Origin of the sequence: Streptococcus oralis subsp. dentisani (assembly GCF_002096335.1) — a bacterium.
GTDB classification, from domain to species: domain Bacteria; phylum Bacillota; class Bacilli; order Lactobacillales; family Streptococcaceae; genus Streptococcus; species Streptococcus oralis_Z.
The window spans coordinates 158,402-177,992 of record NZ_NCUW01000026.1 but is presented as its reverse complement, the minus strand read 5'-3'; the positions used below and the strand labels follow the sequence as shown (position 1 = coordinate 177,992).

Here is a 19,591-nt window from a genome sequence, read left to right as displayed (position 1 = left end):
CTGTAGAAGGATAACTGACGCGATTATCAGTATCCGAGAGAAATTTTACCTTATTTCACAGACTAACTAAAGGAGACATAATGGCAGACCGAGGCTTGCTAATCGTTTTTTCTGGTCCTTCAGGAGTTGGGAAAGGAACGGTTAGAAGAGAGATTTTTGAGAGTTCTGAGAATCAATTTCAATACTCTGTATCGATGACGACGCGTGCGCAACGTCCTGGTGAAGTGGATGGAGTGGACTATTTCTTCCGTACTCGTGAAGAGTTTGAAGAGCTGATCCGTCAAGGTCAGATGTTGGAATATGCAGAATATGTCGGTAACTACTATGGAACTCCTTTGACCTATGTCAACGAAACCCTAGACAAGGGAATCGATGTCTTTCTTGAGATTGAAGTCCAAGGAGCTCTTCAGGTTAAGAAAAAGGTTCCAGATGCTGTCTTTATCTTTCTAACGCCACCAGATTTGGATGAATTGCAAGATCGTTTGGTAGGTCGTGGAACAGATAGCGCTGAAGTGATTGCCCAACGAATCGAAAAAGCCAAGGAAGAAATTGCCCTCATGCGGGAGTATGATTATGCCATTGTCAACGATCAGGTGCCCCTCGCTGCTGAACGTGTCAAGCGTGTGATCGAAGCAGAACACTTCCGTGTGGACCGTGTCATTGGTCACTACCAGGAGATGTTGCCAAAATCTCCAACTACTCGATAAACTATAGGAAACAGGTACAAGCAAATGATGTTAAAACCCTCTATCGATACCTTGCTAGACAAGGTGCCATCAAAATATTCACTCGTAATCTTGGAAGCAAAGCGTGCCCACGAACTAGAAGCAGGTGCGCCAGCAACTCAAGAGTTTAAGTCTGAAAAATCAACTCTTCGTGCTTTGGAAGAAATCGAGTCAGGAAATGTAACCATTCACCCAGATCCAGAAGGAAAACGTGAAGCGGTTCGTCGTCGTATCGAAGAAGAAAAACGCCGCAAAGAAGAAGAAGAAAAGAAAATCAAAGAGCAAATCGCTAAAGAAAAAGAAGATGGTGAAAAAATTTAAGGTTGGGGGGACTCAATCTTATTTTTTCTATTGCAAGAATTTGCTGACAAGAAGGAGGTGAGAAGATGGCTATTGCAAAGATTATCGTGGATGTTCCCCTGATGCAGACGGACCAGCCATACAGCTACAAGGTCCCTGAGGAATTTGTAGACATGCTGGAAGTCGGTATGCGGGTTCATGTGCCTTTTGGCAAGGGCAATCGCTTGATCCAAGGAATTGTTCTTGGCCTGGAGTCCCAGTCAGATGAAGAGATGGAAGGTCAGGACTTGAAAGAGATTGCAGAGGTGCTAGATTTTTCTCCTGTCCTCACGCAAGAGCAACTCTGGCTAGCTGAGGAATTACGAAAGTCCGTCTTTTCTTATAAAATCTCCATTCTAAAAGCCATGTTGCCGGGATTTTTAAACTCCAGTTATGATAAGATTCTCTATCCTCTGGAAGGTCTGAGTCAGGCAGACCGAGAGCGTCTGTTTGGTTCAGAAGATTCGCTAGTCTTTTCTTCTCTAGACCTTGCTAAACAGGCAGAAATGATGCGCTTGACCAGGAAAGGTCTGCTCCGCTTAGAATACCAGGCAGTCGATCAAAAGAAGGTCAAGACCCAGTCTTGGTATGAGGTTGATGCTACTCGACTAGAGCAGATTGAGATTTCTGCGCGTGCAAAGAAAAAGGCAGAGCTGAGAGACTATTTGCTGTCTCATCCTGAGAGTGCTCCTCTGGCTAGCTTGTTAGAATCCTACTCACGCGAGCAAGTCAACTTCTTTGTGGAGCAAGGAGCTCTAACCATAGTCCAAAAGGAAGTGCAACGCTCAGCCGCTTATTTTGAAGGCATTGAAGCCAGTCAACCTTTGGAATTGAATCCAGAACAAAGACAGGCGCGTAATGCCATTGTCAGTGCTATTGGCAGTCAACAGCCTCCTTTCCTCCTTCAAGGAATTACAGGAAGTGGGAAAACGGAGGTTTACTTGCAGATTATCCAAGGAGCCTTGGATAAGGGTAAGACGGCCATTTTGCTGGTACCTGAGATTTCCCTGACGCCACAGATGACGGAACGTTTTATTGCCCGATTTGGTGAGAAAGTAGCCATTCTCCACTCAGGCCTTTCCAATGGTGAAAAGTACGACGAATGGCGCAAGGTTGAGCGCGGAGATGCCCAAGTTGTTGTTGGCGCTCGATCAGCTATCTTTGCTCCGCTTAAAAATCTAGGTGTCATAATTATCGACGAAGAGCATGAAGCCAGCTACAAGCAAGACAGCAATCCCCGTTATCATGCTAGAGAGGTCGCCATTTTACGGGCCCAGTACAATCAAGCAACCCTAGTCCTTGGTTCGGCAACACCGAGCTTAGAGAGTCGTGCGCGGGCTGGAAAAGGCGTCTATCAACACTTACGTCTGACCCAACGGGCCAATCCTTTAGCCACTATTCCTGAGGTTCAAGTGATTGACTTTCGGGACTATATCGGGCAGAATGAGACGTCAAACTTTACGCCTCCTTTGCTAGAGGCCATCCAAGACCGTCTGGATAAAAAAGAGCAGGTAGTCCTCATGCTCAACCGTCGGGGTTATTCTAGCTTTGTTATGTGTCGAGAGTGTGGGACGGTAGATAGCTGCCCCAACTGTGACATTTCTTTGACTCTCCACATGGATACCAAGACCATGAACTGCCATTACTGTGGCTTTTCTAAGGGAATTCCTCATGTCTGTCCCAACTGTCAGAGTCGCAGCATTCGCTACTACGGTACAGGGACTCAGAAAGCTTACGATGAGCTGGCAGAGCTCTTTCCTCAGGCTCGCATTCTGCGGATGGATGTGGATACGACCCGCAGGAAAGGTAGTCACCAAGCTCTTCTTGACCAGTTTGGTCAAGGGGAAGCGGATATCTTGCTGGGAACTCAGATGATTGCCAAGGGCTTGGATTTCCCAAATGTGACCTTGGTCGGAGTGCTCAATGCGGATACGGCCTTGAATCTGCCTGATTTCCGTTCTTCTGAGAGAACCTTCCAACTCTTGACCCAGGTGGCTGGTCGTGCAGGTCGAGCGGAAAAGGCTGGGCAGGTCTTGATCCAGTCTTACAATCCAGAACACTATGCCATTCGTTTTGCAAAAGATCAGGATTACGAAGGTTTTTATGCCTATGAAATGAGTATCAGACGCCAACTCGGCTATCCGCCTTATTATTTCACTATTGGGATTACCCTCTCTCACAAGAAAGAAGAAGAGGTTGTCAAACGTGCCTATGAAGTTATGGGAATTTTGCGATCAGGTTTATCGGAAACTAGTAAAATCCTTGGACCGACACCAAAACCCATTGCCCGTACCCACAACCTTTATCATTACCAGATTTTGATTAAATACCGTTTAGAAGATGAGCTAGGACCAACCCTCAATCGAGTTTTGACCTTGACTCAAGAACGTGAAAATAGCGAGCTTCGTCTCAGCATTGACCACGAACCGCAGCAATTTTTATAAGAAGGAGAAGAAATGACAAAACTAATCTTTATGGGGACTCCCGATTTTTCAGCAACAGTTTTGAAGGGCTTGTTATCAGATGACCGTTACGAGGTTCTAGCTGTTGTGACTCAGCCAGACCGCGCTGTCGGCCGAAAAAAAGTGATCCAAGAAACCCCAGTCAAGCAAGCAGCCAAAGAAGCAGGTCTTCCTATCTACCAACCTGAAAAATTATCTGGAAGTCCAGAGCTGGAAGCTATTATGAAGCTAGGAGCAGATGGGATTGTGACCGCTGCTTTTGGGCAGTTTCTCCCAAGTAAACTTCTTGATAGCATGGACTTTGCGGTCAACGTTCATGCCTCCCTCCTTCCAAAACACCGTGGTGGTGCCCCCATTCATTATGCCTTGATTCAAGGGGATGAGGAAGCTGGAGTAACCATTATGGAAATGGTGAAGGAAATGGATGCAGGAGACATGATTTCCCGCCGCAGTATTCCCATCTCAGATGAGGACAATGTCGGGACCTTGTTTGAAAAATTGGCGATTGTAGGTCGTGATTTACTCTTGGATACTTTGCCTGCCTATATTGCTGGGGAGATTAAACCTGTGCCTCAGGATTCAAGTTTGGTCACTTTCTCGCCAAATATCAAGCCAGAGGAAGAAAAACTGGATTGGACTAAAACCAATCGTCAACTCTTTAACCAAATCCGTGGGATGAATCCTTGGCCCGTTGCCCATACTTTTCTCAAAGGCGACCGCTTCAAGATTTATGAAGCCCTCCCAGTAGAAGGTCAGGGAAATCCAGGTGTGATCCTCTCTATTGGCAAGAAGGAATTGATCGTTGCAACGGCAGACGGAGCTCTATCTCTCAAGCAAGTGCAGCCAGCAGGTAAGCCTAAGATGGACATTGCATCCTTCCTCAACGGAGTTGGACGAACATTGACTGTAGGAGAACGATTTGGTGACTAAAGTAGAAACGGCTAGAAATCTAGCTCTAGCAGTGCTAGAGGATGTTTTTGTCAACCAAGCATATTCCAATATTGCTTTAAATAAACACCTCAAAGGCAGTCAACTCTCAGCAGCAGACAAGGGCTTGGTGACAGAGATTGTTTACGGAACAGTAGCCCGCAAACTCACCTTAGAATGGTATCTGTCCCACTTTATCGAAGACCGAGGTAAGCTAGATAACTGGCTCTATATCCTACTCCTTATGAGCGCCTACCAAGTCCGTTTTCTAGATAAGGTGCCTGACCATGCTGTGGTCAATGAAGCAGTGGAACTAGCCAAAGCCCGTAAAAAAGGCAGTGAAAAATTGGTCAACGCAGTCCTTCGTCGTATCTTGCGAGAAGGCTGGCCAGATATTGAAACTATCAAACGCAAAAACAAGCGTGATTCCATTGCTTATTCTCTCCCAGTTTGGCTCGTGTCTAAGCTCAAGGAAGAATACGGCGAAGAGCGAGCCCAAGCCATTTTTGAAAGTCTTTTGGTGCGAAATAAGGCCAGTATTCGGGTGACCGACTTGAGCCGAAAAGAGGAAATCAAGACCGTGTTAGAGGCGAGTGATTCACCTTTGGCCGCTTCTGGTTTGGTAAAGGAGCAGGGACACTTTGCGGGACATGATTTGTTTTTAGAGGGTGCTATTACCATCCAAGACGAGTCCAGTCAACTGGTTGCTCCGACTCTTGATCTACAAGGGGATGAAGAGGTCCTAGATGCCTGTGCCGCTCCGGGTGGGAAAACAGCCCATATGGCTTCTTACCTCACATCTGGAAGGGTTACGGCTTTGGATCTTTATGATCACAAGTTGGACTTGATCCAAGAAAACGCCCAACGTTTGGGTGTGGCGGATCGGGTTCAGACACAAAAATTGGACGCCAGAAAAGTACATGAATTTTTCGGTCGGGACTCATTTGACAAGATTTTAGTAGATGCTCCTTGTTCTGGAATTGGACTTTTGCGCCGCAAACCAGATATCAAATACAACAAAGAAACAGCGAATTTCGCATCATTACAGCAAATTCAGCTGGAAATATTAGGTAATGTTTGTCAAACCTTACGAAAAGGTGGTATAATAACGTATAGTACCTGTACTATTGTCTCAGAGGAGAACTTTCAAGTTGTTGAAGCTTTTTTAGAAAGTCATCCAGAGTTTGAACAGGTAAAACTAGAACACGAATGCAAGGATATCTTGAAAGATGGCTGCATCTTGATCACCCCTGAACTATACGGAAGTGATGGATTCTTCATTAGCCAATTTCGCAAGATATCAGATTAGGAAGGAACTGACACAATGGAAATAGCATTATTAACAGATGTTGGTCAGAAACGAACAAATAACCAAGACTATGTCAATCACTTTGTCAACCGAGCAGGACGCACCATGATCATCTTGGCTGATGGGATGGGAGGACACCGTGCAGGAAATATCGCTAGTGAGATGGCGGTAACAGACCTAGGCGTGGCTTGGGTTGATACCCAAATTGACACGGTCAATGAAGTTCGTGAATGGTTTGCCCACTACCTAGAAATTGAAAATCAAAAAATTCATCAACTTGGTCGCGATGAGGCTTATAAAGGAATGGGGACAACCCTTGAAGCAGTAGCCATTATTGGAAATCAGGCCATCTATGCTCACATCGGAGATTCTCGTATTGGTTTGATTCGTGGTGAAGAGTATCATCAGTTGACGAGTGATCATTCCTTGGTTAATGCTTTGTTGAAAGCTGGCCAATTGACCCCAGAAGAAGCTGAAACACACCCACAGAAAAACATCATTACTCAATCTATCGGACAAAAAGATGAAATTCAACCAGATTTTGGTATGGTTAGCCTAGAGCCGGGAGACTATCTCTTGCTCAATAGTGATGGTTTGACTAATATGATTTCAGGTAGTGAGATTTACGATATTGTAACCAGTGATATTTCCTTGGAAGACAAAGTGGCAACCTTAATTCGTTTTGCCAACAATGCAGGTGGTTTAGATAATATTACAGTTGCCCTTGTTTACATGAACGAGGAGGCTATAGAATGATCCAAATCGGCAAAATTTTTGCCGGACGGTATCGGATTCTAAAACAGATTGGTCGAGGAGGCATGGCAGATGTCTATTTGGCCAAGGATTTGATCTTGGATGGGGAAGAGGTAGCTGTCAAGGTCCTGAGGACCAACTACCAAACTGACCCAATAGCTGTAGCGCGCTTTCAGAGAGAAGCGAGAGCTATGGCAGATCTAGACCATCCTCATATCGTTCGGATAACAGATATCGGTGAAGAAGACGGTCAACAATACCTAGCGATGGAGTATGTGGCTGGCCTTGACCTTAAACGATATATCAAAGAAAATTACCCTCTTTCAAATGAGGAAGCAGTTCGTATTATGGGACAGATTCTCTTGGCTATGCGTTTAGCACATGCTCGCGGGATCGTTCACAGAGATTTGAAACCTCAAAATATCCTTTTGACCCCAGATGGTACTGCCAAGGTCACGGACTTTGGGATTGCAGTAGCCTTTGCAGAGACCAGTCTGACTCAGACCAATTCTATGCTAGGATCTGTTCATTACCTGTCACCTGAGCAAGCGCGTGGCTCAAAAGCGACTTTCCAGAGTGATATCTATGCCATGGGGATTATTTTCTATGAAATGCTGACTGGTCATATCCCTTACGATGGGGATAGTGCGGTTACGATTGCTCTCCAGCATTTTCAAAAACCACTACCATCAGTCATTGCTGAAAATCCATCTGTACCTCAGGCTTTAGAAAATGTCGTTATCAAGGCAACCGCTAAGAAGCTATCGGATCGCTATCAGTCGGTTTCAGAAATGTATGTGGACTTGTCAACTAGCTTGTCCTATAATCGTCGAAATGAACCTAAACTGGTCTTTGATGATGCCAATAAGGCGGATACCAAAACCTTGCCAAAGGTTTCGCAAAGCACTCTAACTTCTATCCCTAAAACTCAGGTGCAAGAAGAACGCCCATCAGTAAGAAAACCAACTCAAGAAATTTCAAATCAGGCGTCTGTACAAAAGCCAGCTAAAAAACGGAAGTTTAAGGCTCGCTATATGATTATACTAGCTAGTCTATTGTTAGTTGCAGCTTCTCTCATTTGGATTTTTTCTAAAACTCCGGCAACGATTGCCATTCCTGACGTGGCTGGACAAACCGTTGCAGAGGCCAAAGAAACCCTTAAAAAGTCCAATTTTGAAGTAGGCGAGGAAAAATCAGAGGCCAGTGAGACGGTGGCTGAAGGCCGAGTCATTCGAACAGATCCAGAAGCTGGAAGTGGCCGAAAAGAGGGAAGCAAGGTAAATCTAATCGTTTCATCAGGCAAGCAATCCTTCCAGCTGAGTAACTATGTGGGACGTAAGTCCTCGGATGTTATTGCAGAACTCAAAGAGAAAAAGGTTCCGGAAAATCTCATCAAGATTGAGGAAGAGGAATCTAGCGAGGGCGAAGAGGGAACTGTTTTAAGGCAAACACCAGCTGCAGGAAGTACTTATGATTTGACCAAGGCAACCAGTATTGTTTTGACGGTTGCTAAGAAAGTGACCAGCGTTTCGATGCCAAGTTATATTGGATCAAGTCTCGAATTTACTAAGAACAATTTGATTCAAATTGTTGGTGTAAAAGAAGCTAATATCGAAATTGTGGAAGTATCAACTGCTCCTGAAGGAACTACTGCAGGAATAGTTGTTAGTCAGGATCCTAAACCTGGTGAAAAGGTGGATCTTAATAAAACACGTATTAAGATTTCGATTTATAAACCGAAACCAGCTCCTTCATCATCCTCATCATCAAGTTCATCCCAACGTGAGAATCAAGGAACAGATACAACACCAACACAGGGAAACCATCAAGGTAATAACCCGTCCACTAATCCATCAAGTGGAGAGAGAACACAAGTTCCAACACAAGACTAGATGAATCTTTGTCATGATTTCATGACAAAGATTTTTTTATCACAAGATTTTGTGATAAAATATAGGGAGTAGAAAAAAGGAGGAGAAAATGGACGAATCGAGAGAGTTAAATGCCATCATTGATGTCATTATGCTAGCAGGAACCATTCTCTTGAAAAGTGGTTCGGAGATTCATCGGGTTGAGGATACCATGATCCGTATTGCCCATTCACAAGGAATTATGGATTGCAATGTTCTTGCCATGCCCGCTGCTATTTTCTTTTCTATCGAAAACACCAATATTTCTCGGATGAAACGGGTGACCTCATCCTCTTATAATATTGAAAAAGTTTGCGATGTCAACCAAGTATCACGGGAGCTTGTGGGTGGGCAGATTGATCTCTCGACAGCCTTTAAAAAGCTGAAGGAAATCAGAAACCAAGCCCTTCCTTATACCAAGTTCCAAGTGACTGTAGCAGCGACTCTCAGTGCCCCTTTCTTCTCGATTATGTTTGGGGGCAATGTCTATGACGCTTTTGGCGCAGCTATTGCGACCTTATTTGGATTTGCCTTCTCTCTTTATGTAGAGAAGTTTGTCCGAATTCCATTTGTAACAGCCTTTGCGGGTGCCTTTGTTTTCGGATTGATCGCCCAGTTCTGGGCCCGCTATACTGGATTTCCTTCGACGGCAGACCTGATCATAGCAGGAGCCGTCATGCCCTTTGTTCCAGGGATTGCTCTGACAAATGCGGTACGGGATATCATGACCAACCATATCAACTCTGGTATGAGCAAGATGTTCGAATCTTTGCTCATTACCCTCGCTTTAGGGGCTGGCACCTCTGTCGCCCTGGTTTTGATGACATAAGATGACTCTAACAAGTATTTTACTCCAAGCAGTTGCGAGTTTGCTCGCCATTATCACCTTTTTAATCGTACTGAATGTCCAACGCTCCATGCTCCTTCCTGGTGGTATTCTCGGAATGGGCGTTTGGCTCCTCTATCTCGTACTCAAAGAACCAACCAATGTCATCGTTGCAACCTTTATCGCAGCGGTGATTGGTTCTTGTATCAGCCAGATTTTAAGTATTCTCTATAAGACACCAGCAGTGGTTTTTGTCTTGGCTATTCTTGCCCCCTTGGTACCAGGTTATTTATCCTATCGAACGACAGCTTTCTTTGTGACAGGCGATTACAGCCATGCTATTGCCAGCGCGACCTTGGTGGTTATGTTAGCTCTAGTCATTTCTATCGGAATGGCTAGTGGAACGGTGATTTTAAAGATTTATTACTACATTCGAAAACAGAGAGGAATCTCCTCCTAAGGCTGTCAAAGAAAAGGCTTGATTTGGTGAATCAAGTCTTTTTTCTCTCTTTTGCCCCTATTTGTGATAAAATAGAATGAAACGATTTTTTACAATGAATGAAAATACAGAGGTAAATATGACAATCGGTATTGATAAGATTGGTTTTGCAACCAGTCAATATGTCTTGAAATTACAAGACCTAGCAGAAGCAAGGGGAGTTGATCCCGAAAAATTTAGCAAGGGACTCTTGTTAAATGAAATTAGTATTGCACCACTGACTGAGGACATTGTTACCTTGGCTGCTAGTGCCAGCAACTCTATTTTAACAGACAAAGAAAAAGAAGAAATCGACATGGTCATCGTGGCGACTGAGTCAGGAATTGACCAGAGTAAGGCGGCAGCAGTCTTTGTTCATGGTCTATTAGGCATACAGCCTTTCGCCCGTAGCTTTGAAATCAAGGAAGCCTGCTATGGAGCAACAGCTGCCCTCCATTATGCCAAGTTACATGTGGAAAATTCTCCAGAATCAAAAGTCCTAGTCATTGCCAGTGATATTGCCAAGTATGGTGTGGGGACTCCGGGTGAGCCCACCCAGGGAGTTGGAAGTGTAGCGATGCTAATCACAAAAAATCCGCGCATTATGGCCTTTAACAATGATAATGTTGCTCAAACTCGTGACATCATGGATTTCTGGCGACCAAACTACTCAACGACTCCTTATGTCAATGGTGTTTATTCAACCCAGCAGTATCTGGATAGTCTCACGACGACTTGGGATGAATACAAGAAGCGCTACGATTGGACCATAGGTGATTTTGCAGCCATCTGTTTCCACTTACCTTATCCTAAGCTGGCCCTAAAAGGCTTGCGCAAGATGATGGACAAGACTCTATCTCAAGAAAAACAGGATAGTTTGCAAGAAAACTTTGACAAATCAATTCTCTACAGTCAGATGATTGGGAATATCTATACAGGTTCCCTCTTCCTCGGACTCCTCTCCCTTTTGGAAAATGCAGATAATTTGAAGGCTGGCGATAAAATTGCCCTCTACAGTTACGGAAGTGGAGCTGTTTCAGAGTTCTTTAGTGGTGAATTGGTCGAAGGCTATGAGGCCTATCTAGACAAAGAGCGCTTGAGCAAACTCCAGCAGCGTACAGTCTTATCTGTTGCAGACTATGAAAAAGTCTTCTTCGAAGAGGTGCAGTTGGATGAATCTGGTTCAGCCCAATTTGCAGCTTATGAACATCAAGACTATGCCTTGGTTGAAATTGTCGACCACCAACGCCGATATAGCAAGGTTGAAAAATAATGAAGAAAAGTTGGAATGGATTTTCTAAAAAATCATACCATGAGCGCCTTGAGTTGTTGCGAGCTCAGGCGCTCCTTAGTCCTGAAAAGCAAAGGAGTCTGGAGCAGGATGAACAAGTCAGCTTGGCTGTTGCAGACCAGCTGAGTGAGAATGTGGTAGGAACTTTTTCTCTGCCTTATTCCATCATTCCAGAACTTTTGGTGAACGGTCAGGACTACACAGTTCCCTATGTGACAGAAGAACCCTCAGTGGTTGCTGCGGCCAGCTATGCCAGCAAAATCATCAAGCGAGCAGGCGGTTTTACTGCTCAAGTGCATCAGCGCCAGATGATTGGTCAGATAGCCCTTTATCAAGTTACTGATCCTGAACAAGCGCAAGCGAAGATTATCAGCAAGAAAGCGGAACTCTTGGAACTTGCTAATCAAGCCTATCCTTCTATCGTTAAACGAGGAGGTGGGGCGCGTGATTTGCATGTAGAGCAGATCAAAGGTGAAACAGACTTTCTCGTTGTTTATCTCCATGTCGATACCCAGGAAGCCATGGGAGCCAATATGCTCAACACCATTCTAGAAGCCTTGAAACCAGTCTTGGAAGAACTCAGTCAGGGACAGAGTCTCATGGGAATTTTATCCAACTATGCGACCGATTCTCTAGTGACAGCAAGTTGTCGTATTGCCTTTAGGTACTTGAACCCTCAAAAGGACCAAGGACGTGAAATTGCAGAGAAGATGGCTTTGGCTAGCCAGTTTGCGCAGGCTGATCCTTATCGAGCGGCTACTCACAATAAAGGGATTTTTAATGGTATCGATGCCATTTTAATCGCCACGGGTAATGACTGGCGTGCTATCGAAGCTGGGGCTCATGCCTTTGCCAGTCGAGATAGACGCTATCAAGGTCTTAGTCAATGGAAGCTGGACATGGAAAGAGAAGAATTGGTCGGTGAGATGACCCTACCTATGCCTGTAGCGACCAAGGGTGGCTCAATCGGTCTCAACCCACGTGTAGCTCTTAGTCACGAGCTACTGGGAAATCCTTCTGCTAAGGAACTTGCACAAGTCATCGTTTCTATCGGTCTCGCCCAAAACTTTGCGGCCCTCAAAGCCTTGGTCAGTACGGGCATCCAGCAAGGTCACATGAAATTGCAGGCCAAATCCCTAGCTCTCCTAGCTGGTGCTAGTGAGACCGAGGTTGCTCCCCTCGTTGAGCGCCTCATCGCAGATAAAACCTTTAACTTAGAGAGAGCTCAGCAATTTTTAAAAGACTGGCGCTCTTAACCAGTTGAAACCGTGGTATTAGTCTCAAAAAATGAAACATAGGGAAAACAAATTCATTGTCAATTGAAAAGTCTCACATATAACGATGAACAAGAGAGGATTACATTATTCTCTCTTTTTTTGATATTTGAATCACAGAGAATGTCCCCATTATGATTATTACTTTCCTTGTTATTATGCCTCATAACTAATATAGTCGTTTTTCAATAATACAATCCTTTACAGTTAATTCAAGGGAAATATCATCCATTTCTTACTTTAGGGTATGAAAGTGAAGTAATTCTATGGTGAATGGTTTTATAGTAATAAAGATCATTCTAGTAATGTTTTAAAACTCCTCTAAAAAGGATTTTCCCATTCTTATGTTTACACTACTTTAGAAAATAGCATATGTTTGTAACCCCTTCCATGTTTGTTGTTGTATTTTAAAACTTTTAGGTATAAAATGGAAGTATATAAAATGGGATGAAAAGGGGATGAATCATGTCTAAGAAAAAGTCCGATACGCTTTGGGCTAAGAAAAAGGAAGAAAATGGTAGATTTTTTTGGTTACCCTTGTCTCAGCATCTAGAAGATACAAAAAATATAACTGGACTTCTCTGGGAGCATTGGTTAAGTGAGGGGCAAAAAAAACTGATTGAGGATTCTCTGGATTCAGCAACATATGATGGAGATTTAGGGAAACGACTTGCACAATTTTTAGCTGCTGTTCATGATATCGGGAAAGCAACTCCAGCCTTTCAAACTCAAAGAGGATTTGCAAATTCAGATGATTTGGATATTCAACTATTAGAAAAATTGGAGCAGTCAGGATTTACTAAAATTAGTTCACTTCAACTATCATCACCGAAAAAGAGTCATCATAGCCTTGCAGGTCAATATTTGCTATCTAGTTATGGTGTTCAAGAGGATATTTCGACTATTATTGGTGGACACCATGGACGACCGATTGATACGATTGAGGATGTAAAAAATCAAGGGAGCTATCTTTCAAACTATTTTCAAAATGAAAGTAAGGAGAGTGCTATCCATAAGAACTGGGATTTGGTTCAAAAAGAAATCTTCAACTGTGCTATAGAGGAGTGTGGGTTTGACTCTGTGAAAGAGCTTCCTAAAATTAAACAGCCAGCCCAAGTTATCTTATCAGGATTGCTGATTATGGCTGACTGGATTGCTAGTAATGAGAACTACTTTCCTTTATTAAGTGTCAATGAAAAAGAGGAGGTAGATAAGTCAAGACGCCTTCAAGATGGGTTTGAAAGGTGGAAAAAAACTAGTTTGTGGCAACCTAAATATATCTCAAAACCAGATAGTCTCTATAAGGAAAGATTTGGATTTGAACCTAATAATGTTCAATCAATCTTATCTCATGTTATTACTCAAATATCTAAACCTGGGATTGTAGTTCTAGAAGCACCAATGGGGTTAGGGAAGACAGAAGCTTCATTGATTACAGCGGAGCAGTTAGCTACTAAGACGGGAAGAAGCGGTCTTTTTTTTGGTTTACCAACTCAGGCGACATCGAATGGAATTTTTAATCGTATTGAAAAATGGGTTGAAAGTTTAAAAGATGATTCTGAAGACATACTATCTATTCAGTTGGTACACGGGAAAGCAGCTCTAAACGAAGATTTTTTAAAACTTAAAGCTAATACATTTAATTTTGACGATGTAGAAAATGGTAGTGTTATCATTAATGAATGGTTTTCTGGGAGAAAGACTTCAGCTTTAGATGATTTTGTAGTGGGGACTGTTGATCAGTTCTTAATGTTAGCATTGAAACAAAAACATTTAGCTTTACGTCATCTAAGTTTTAGTAAAAAGGTTGTTATTATTGATGAAGTTCACGCCTATGATGCTTATATGAGTCAATATTTGATGGCGGCGATAAAATGGATGGGAGCCTATGGCGTTCCAGTAGTCATTTTGTCAGCAACATTACCTTCTCAACAAAGAGAAAATATCCTTAAAAGCTATATGTCTGGGATGGGGCTCAAATGGCGAGATATTGAAAATACGGACCAATTAAAGACAGACGCTTATCCTTTAATCACTTATAATGATGGCTCAGAGATTCATCAAGTTACAACATTCAATAAGCAAAACATAAAAGACATTCACATCATTCGTTTACAAGAAGAGCTGTTATTGGGAACGGTTAAAGATGGCCTTGAGGGCGGTGGAGTAGTTGGAATCATTGTCAATACAGTGAGAAGATCCCAAGAGTTGGCAAGAAACTTTTCGGAAATTTTTAGAGATGATATGGTAGAATTGCTTCATTCCAGTTTTATTGCGACCGAAAGAATCCAAAAAGAGAAAGAATTATTACAACAAATCGGAAAAAATGTAGAACGTCCACATAAGAAAGTTATCATTGGAACTCAGGTGATTGAGCAATCCTTGGATATTGACTTCGATGTGATGATAAGTGATCTGGCACCTATGGACTTGCTAATACAACGTATTGGACGACTTCATCGACACCAAATAGAACGGCCTCAAAAGCATGAAATAGCTAGGTTTTATGTTTTAGGAACTTCCGAAGAGTTGGATTTTGAAGAAGGAAGTAGTTTTGTTTATGGTGATTATCTGTTAGCCAGAACTCAGCACTTTTTACCAGATATCATGAGATTACCAGATGATATTTCACCATTAGTCCAGAAAGTTTATAGTCCAGATTTTACAATTGAGTTTTCAAGTCAGGAATTTCAGCAAAAATATTTAGATGCTAAGACGGAGCATGATGTCACGATTAAGAATAAGGAAACAAAGGCGAGAACATACCGTATCGATGATCCTATCTTAAAAATATCGAGACATAGAAACAATAGTCTGATTGGCTGGTTGAAGAACCTGCATCCAAACGATAGTGAAGAAAAATCTAATGCTCAGGTTCGTGATGTTGAAGATACAATTGAAGTGATTGCTTTAAAGAAAATGTCTGATGGCTATAGCTTATTTATTGAAAATCAAGATATATCTCAGAATATTGATAATCCTTTGGTCGCTAAAAAAGTAGCACAAAATACTTTACGACTTCCGATGAGTTTATCCAAGGGCTATAATATTGACCAAACTATTGAAGAACTTGAAAGGTATAACAACAGCTATTTAAGTCAATGGCGAAATTCATCGTGGTTAAAAGGAGCTCTCGGGATTATTTTTGATGAAAACAATGAATTTATTCTCAATGGGTTTAAACTCTTATATGATAAAAAGTATGGAATTACAACGGAGAGGTTGAATAAGAATGAGTCGATTTAATTTGCTAGATGAACCCTGGATTTCTGTCGTTTATGATGAAAAAGGAACAACAAAAGAAGTTTCCTTGCAGGAATTGTTTATAAATGCTCATCAGTACAAAGATTTAGCAGGAGATACAAAAACGCAAGATTTTGCTGTGCTACGAGTTTTGCTGGCTGTGTTACATACTGTTTTTTCACGCTTTGATGCAGATGGTAATGTCTATGAGTATCTGGCAGTAGATGAGCGGTTTAAACAAATTGAGTCTGTGGAAGAATCTGATATTGCTGACTATCAGGATGATTTATATGATACATGGATAGATCTTTGGGAAAGTGGTAAGTTCCCAGACATTGTTAATCATTACCTAGAAAAATGGCGGGATCGCTTTTACTTATTTGATGAGGAATATCCATTTTTTCAAGTTAGAAAAGAGGATATTGCAGCAGATAGAATCAGTAAAGCAAAAGCAAGCAGTATTTCTGGGAAAAATATCAATAGAACGATTTCAGAGAGTGGGAATAAGTTAGCCTTATTTTCCCCAAAGAATAGTAAAAATAAAGAACAACTGACTCCTTCCGAACTTACACGATGGCTTTTAACTTTTCAAGGGTACTCAGGATTATCCGATAAAGTTATTTTTGGAAAAGAAAAATATAAAGTGTCAAAAGGCTGGTTGTTTGATATCGGTGCAGTTTTTATACAGGGAACTTCTTTATTTGAAACGCTGTTACTAAATTGTATCTTGCCATTCTATGACTATGGTAATTTAGAAAGTATTCAATGTCCCTGTTGGGAATTTGCTAGTGCTGATAATATTAATCGCTATTTGTTTGGTAGTGAATGTACAGATTTAGCCAATCTGTATACGATTTGGAGCAGAGGGATTTATATTGATCCAGAATATGATTTAAATAAGCCTTTCTCTTTTGAGATTGTAAAATTACCCGATATCAATCATCAGGACAATTTTTTAGAGCCAATGACAACATGGAAGTATAATACTACAGGAGAAAATAAAGATAGCTATACTCCTAAGAAACACCTCTTGAATCAATCGTTGTGGCGGTCTTTTGGTTTGCTAGCAGTAGAAGATAGAACAGGGCACTTTAGAAGACCGGGAATTATTGATTGGCTAGGAGATATAGGTGACACAATAGGAAATAGATTATTTAATATTATTTCCATTAGTATGCAGGACGATGGAAATGCTACTTCATGGCTTCCAACTGATGAAGTTATTGACTCTATACTTATCAATGATTTAGTTTTGGCTGATTTTAATGAGAGTGGTTGGGTACCACGTATTAATGAGGTGGTGGAAGAAACAAAAACTGTCATTTCTAAAGTATATAAACGCTATATAGAGGATCTAAAAGAAATTAGGAATATCTCCAACAACAATTATACTAATCAGATGGTTGAAATGCTCTATTTCAAAATCGATCACCCTTTTCGTGAATGGTTATCCAGTATCCTACCAGATGATGAAAAGGATCCTAAAATCAAAGAATGGAGAGATTTACTGAAAAAAATGATTAAAGCTGAAGCAAAGAGCATCTTAGGTCAAGGAGGAACGAGGGACTATCTCGGTATTGAAAAAGATGGTCGAATAAAAAATATTGCAACTGCATATAATTCATTTGATTATTTGCTTCATCAACAATTAAAATAGGAGGTGTGTGTTGGAACAATCCAAACAGACAGTTGGATCTGTCACAAAAAGAATTATTAGACAATTGAGTTATGAGTTGGAGTCACCATCGAGTAAAGCTGCACTGGCAAAAATTAGAAAAACGTTGGGTAAACCCTTGAGCGATGCAACAGATATCTGGCCGATTTTATTTGAGCATTTACCAGAGGAGTTTGTCAATTCATACCAGCAGCCTAGCTATGAGGAGTTAGCAATTTATGCAACTATCCAATTTTACGCCTTACATCAACAAGGAACTTCAACTGGTGTGATGTTAGATGAGCCCGATACTTATCAAAATATCGGTTCTGCTCTTAGTCAACTTCGAAAAGGAGATGACACGACAGCCATCGACAGAAGGTTCAATGTTATGATTACATCATCAACTTTTGAAGAGTTGATCTACCATTTACGCCACATGATGATGTTACTCAAAACAAAGTCTCCTGCTACAAAGGTTGATTACGCTAAGTTAGCTGAGGACTTGTATTGGTTTTTAAAAAATGTACAAGAAAATCTTCGCCTAAATTGGGCAAGATCATATTATAAACAAATCAAAGGAGAAAAACACAATGACAACTAATCAACGCTTATTTTTAGATATTCATGCTATACAAACTTTGCCACCTTCCAATATGAATAGAGATGATACAGGTAGCCCAAAGACCGCTCAGTACGGGGGTGTAAAAAGATCGCGCGTGAGTTCTCAAGCTTGGAAGAGAGCTATAAGAGACTATTTTAATACTTATGGAGAACAGTCTAATGTCGGTGTCCGAACAAAAGACATTGTAAGATATGTTGCAGGTAAAATTGTAGAACTAGATAATTCTATCAGTTTTGAAGATGCACTAACCAAAGCAGATACAGTCTTGATAGCTACTGGAATTAAGAAAAAAGGTGAAGTCAAGGCACTTTACTTTATGGGGGATAGACAAGCTGAGAAATTAGCTCAAGCGGCCTATGAAAATCTGACTGATAAAAAAGAACTTCAAAAACTAGCTAACTCAAATCCAGCCATTGATGTTGCTATGTTCGGTCGAATGGTAGCTGAAGATCCAACTCTAAACGAGGATGCTTCCTCTCAAGTTGCCCATGCTATTTCAACACATGCTGTACAAACTGAATTTGATTTCTTTACTGCTATTGATGATTTAGCTCCAGAGGATAATGCAGGTGCAGGTATGCTGGGAACCATCGAATTTAACTCTTCTACGCTCTATCGTTATGCCAATGTTGCGATTCATGAATTATCAAAACAACTAGAGGATGAGAAATCCTTAAAGAACAGTTTGAATTTATTCATCGAAGCATTTGCAAATTCACTCCCGACAGGAAAAGTGAATACCTTTGCCAATCAAACTTTACCACAGGCTCTAATCGTTTCTTTGCGTGATGATCGTCCTGTTAATCTTGTCAGTGCTTTTGAAGAACCAGTTAAATCAACAGATGGTTATGTGGCAAAATCTATTGAAAAACTGTCTAAAGAGTATACAAGAGTTGAAAAATTCGTGAATAAACCACTTTTGACTTTCTATGTGACTTTGGATGAGAATGAGAGTTTAAAACAAATAGGTGAGGAAAAATATTCAGTTTCAGAATTATTAAAAGATTTTTCGGAAACCTTAGGACAAGTCCTCAAAAAATAGGTGAATGGCATGAAGACTATTTTGTTGAAATTTGCTGGCCCTTTGCAATCTTGGGGGACAAGTTCACATTTCGAAACAAGACATACGGATTTTTATCCTTCTAAGAGTTCTGTTATTGGGTTGATTGCTTCAAGTCTAGGATATCGTCGAGACGATGATGAAAAAATTACTCGTTTAAACGAGCTGGATTTTGCAGTTCGAGTGGATCAACAAGGAAATTTACTCAGAGATTTTCATATTGCACAGAAGTATACAGAAAAAGGAAAGTTTGAACGAAATTATGCCACAAATCGTTATTATTTAGAAGATGCTGTTTTTGTAGTGGCTCTTTCTCATAGTAATGAGCAGTTTTTGGAAATGATTTTACAAGCTTTGAGAAATCCCTATTTCCAACCATTTATGGGAAGAAGGGCTCTGCCGTTGACTGCAGATTTTATCTTAGGTGAGACTGAGATTGGAGCAGTTGAAAGTTTGAGAACTCTTGAATGGCAAGCTTCACCATGGTTTATGAAGAGAAAACTTATGGATTCCGTAACTTTAGAAATCTATTCTGATAGACATTTAACCGATAGAGGTATTTATCAACTGAGACAAGATGTTGTCAAGTCTTTTTCACAAAAGGGGAGAAGGTTTGGCTATAGGTATGAAACTAGAGAACTGGTTCAAGTTCGGAATTCGTTTCGAGATAAAAATACGGCACATGATGTTTTTAAGAGTATAGGAGATTGATGGT

16 protein-coding genes are annotated in these 19,591 nt (G+C 41.3%); all 16 read left to right on the top strand.

Translation table 11 applies throughout. From position 1 onward, the window contains the following. Nucleotides 1-80: 80 nt before the first annotated feature. On the top strand, nt 81-707 hold the full coding sequence (gmk, locus tag B7709_RS02405; RefSeq protein WP_000775041.1) for a guanylate kinase: 627 nt from the start codon (nt 81-83) through the stop codon (nt 705-707). Between the two features lie 24 nt (nt 708-731). Then, nucleotides 732-1,046, top strand: coding sequence for a DNA-directed RNA polymerase subunit omega (rpoZ, locus tag B7709_RS02400; protein ID WP_049501135.1), 315 nt, complete (start codon nt 732-734; stop codon nt 1,044-1,046). A gap of 65 nt (nt 1,047-1,111) precedes the next feature. Continuing rightward, nucleotides 1,112-3,508 (top strand): primosomal protein N', encoded by a 2,397-nt coding sequence (locus tag B7709_RS02395; RefSeq protein ID WP_084971370.1) that lies wholly within the window; start codon nt 1,112-1,114, stop codon nt 3,506-3,508. Nucleotides 3,509-3,520: 12 nt separating this feature from the next. After that, the gene (gene fmt, locus B7709_RS02390) at nt 3,521-4,456 is read left to right on the top strand and encodes a methionyl-tRNA formyltransferase (RefSeq protein WP_084971368.1); all 936 of its coding nucleotides are present in this window, start codon (nt 3,521-3,523) and stop codon (nt 4,454-4,456) included. Then, nucleotides 4,449-5,762 carry a 16S rRNA (cytosine(967)-C(5))-methyltransferase RsmB gene (rsmB, locus tag B7709_RS02385; RefSeq protein ID WP_162279142.1) on the top strand — a complete coding sequence of 438 codons (1,314 nt, stop codon included), beginning with the start codon at nt 4,449-4,451 and terminating at the stop codon, nt 5,760-5,762. The genes fmt and rsmB overlap by 8 nt, the downstream gene beginning before the upstream one ends. A 15-nt stretch (nt 5,763-5,777) precedes the next feature. Then, on the top strand, nt 5,778-6,518 hold the full coding sequence (locus tag B7709_RS02380; protein WP_061454288.1) for a Stp1/IreP family PP2C-type Ser/Thr phosphatase: 741 nt from the start codon (nt 5,778-5,780) through the stop codon (nt 6,516-6,518). Continuing rightward, entirely contained in the window at nt 6,515-8,407 is a 1,893-nt protein-coding gene (gene pknB / locus B7709_RS02375; protein ID WP_084971364.1) for a Stk1 family PASTA domain-containing Ser/Thr kinase, read from the top strand. Before B7709_RS02380 ends, pknB begins: the two co-directional genes overlap by 4 nt. 88 nt (nt 8,408-8,495) lie before the next feature. Further along, nucleotides 8,496-9,254: a threonine/serine exporter family protein gene (locus B7709_RS02370; RefSeq protein ID WP_084971362.1), complete on the top strand. Its 759-nt coding sequence runs from the start codon at nt 8,496-8,498 to the stop codon at nt 9,252-9,254. A 1-nt stretch (nt 9,255) separates the two neighbouring features. Continuing rightward, nucleotides 9,256-9,711, top strand: coding sequence for a threonine/serine exporter family protein (locus B7709_RS02365; RefSeq protein WP_084971360.1), 456 nt, complete (start codon nt 9,256-9,258; stop codon nt 9,709-9,711). 118 nt (nt 9,712-9,829) lie between these two features. Next, nucleotides 9,830-11,002: a hydroxymethylglutaryl-CoA synthase gene (locus B7709_RS02360; protein WP_084971419.1), complete on the top strand. Its 1,173-nt coding sequence runs from the start codon at nt 9,830-9,832 to the stop codon at nt 11,000-11,002. Beyond that, nucleotides 11,002-12,276, top strand: coding sequence for a hydroxymethylglutaryl-CoA reductase, degradative (locus tag B7709_RS02355; protein ID WP_084971357.1), 1,275 nt, complete (start codon nt 11,002-11,004; stop codon nt 12,274-12,276). The genes B7709_RS02360 and B7709_RS02355 overlap by 1 nt, the downstream gene beginning before the upstream one ends. A 483-nt stretch (nt 12,277-12,759) precedes the next feature. Beyond that, complete coding sequence (locus tag B7709_RS02350; protein ID WP_084971355.1) at nt 12,760-15,540, top strand: CRISPR-associated helicase/endonuclease Cas3; 2,781 nt, start codon at nt 12,760-12,762, stop codon at nt 15,538-15,540. Next, nucleotides 15,527-17,194: a type I-E CRISPR-associated protein Cse1/CasA gene (locus B7709_RS02345; protein WP_084971353.1), complete on the top strand. Its 1,668-nt coding sequence runs from the start codon at nt 15,527-15,529 to the stop codon at nt 17,192-17,194. The genes B7709_RS02350 and B7709_RS02345 overlap by 14 nt, the downstream gene beginning before the upstream one ends. Nucleotides 17,195-17,201: 7 nt before the next feature. Next, entirely contained in the window at nt 17,202-17,795 is a 594-nt protein-coding gene (gene casB / locus B7709_RS02340) for a type I-E CRISPR-associated protein Cse2/CasB (RefSeq protein ID WP_084971351.1), read from the top strand. Then, nucleotides 17,785-18,858, top strand: a complete 1,074-nt coding sequence (gene cas7e / locus B7709_RS02335) for a type I-E CRISPR-associated protein Cas7/Cse4/CasC (RefSeq protein ID WP_000210567.1) — start codon at nt 17,785-17,787, stop codon at nt 18,856-18,858. Before casB ends, cas7e begins: the two co-directional genes overlap by 11 nt. A 9-nt stretch (nt 18,859-18,867) precedes the next feature. Continuing rightward, nucleotides 18,868-19,587 carry a type I-E CRISPR-associated protein Cas5/CasD gene (gene cas5e / locus B7709_RS02330; RefSeq protein WP_084971350.1) on the top strand — a complete coding sequence of 240 codons (720 nt, stop codon included), beginning with the start codon at nt 18,868-18,870 and terminating at the stop codon, nt 19,585-19,587. Nucleotides 19,588-19,591 lie beyond the last annotated feature (4 nt).